Origin of the sequence: Stenotrophomonas sp. HMWF003 (assembly GCF_003061285.1) — a bacterium.
In the GTDB taxonomy this organism is placed as follows: domain Bacteria; phylum Pseudomonadota; class Gammaproteobacteria; order Xanthomonadales; family Xanthomonadaceae; genus Stenotrophomonas; species Stenotrophomonas maltophilia_AP.
The window spans coordinates 354-978 of the sequence record NZ_QAIW01000392.1; the positions used below are offsets into that span (position 1 = coordinate 354).

Below are 625 nucleotides of genomic sequence, written 5' to 3' on the forward strand. Positions count from 1 at the left end.
CGCAGCGGGGCCAGGCCGAGCACGGGTGGGTTGCTGAGCTGCCAGCCTTCGGCGCCGACGGCAGGCACGAACTGCGGGGCCATCTTGAAGCGGGTGGCTTCCTCGTGGCCCCACCAGCCGGCGAAGCGCGGCAGGCTGGTGTCGCGGTGGTGGCGTTCGTGCACGAAGCAGCCGGCCACGGCGCCGGGGCCGGCGTTGAGGTACTTGTAGTGGCACCAGACGGCGAAGTCGGGGGCGATGTCGTGCAGCTGCAGGGGCACGTTGCCGACCGAGTGGGCCAGGTCGAAGCCGACGCGGGCGCCCTGGAGGCGGGCCATGCGGGTGATGGCATCGAGGTCGAAGACCTGGCCGCTGCGGTACTGCACGCCGGGCCACAGGACCAGCGCCAGGCGCGGGCCGTGTTCGGTGATGGCGCGCTCGATGGCCTGCAGGGAAATGGTGCCGTTGGGTTCGTCGGGCTGGACTTCGATGAGGTCGGTGGCCGGGTCGAAGCCGTGGAAGCGGATCTGCGATTCGACGGCGTGGCGGTCGGTGGGGAACGCGCCGGCTTCGATGAGGATGGCGGGGCGCTCGCGGCTGGGCCGGTAGAAGCTGACCATCATCAGGTGGAGATTGACGCTGAGGG

1 protein-coding gene is annotated in these 625 nt (G+C 70.7%); it reads right to left on the reverse strand.

Going from position 1 to position 625, the window contains the following annotated elements:
- The coding region (gene kynU / locus DBR34_RS23575) for a kynureninase (RefSeq protein WP_258224037.1) at positions 1 to 625 on the reverse strand (625 nt) is incomplete at both ends.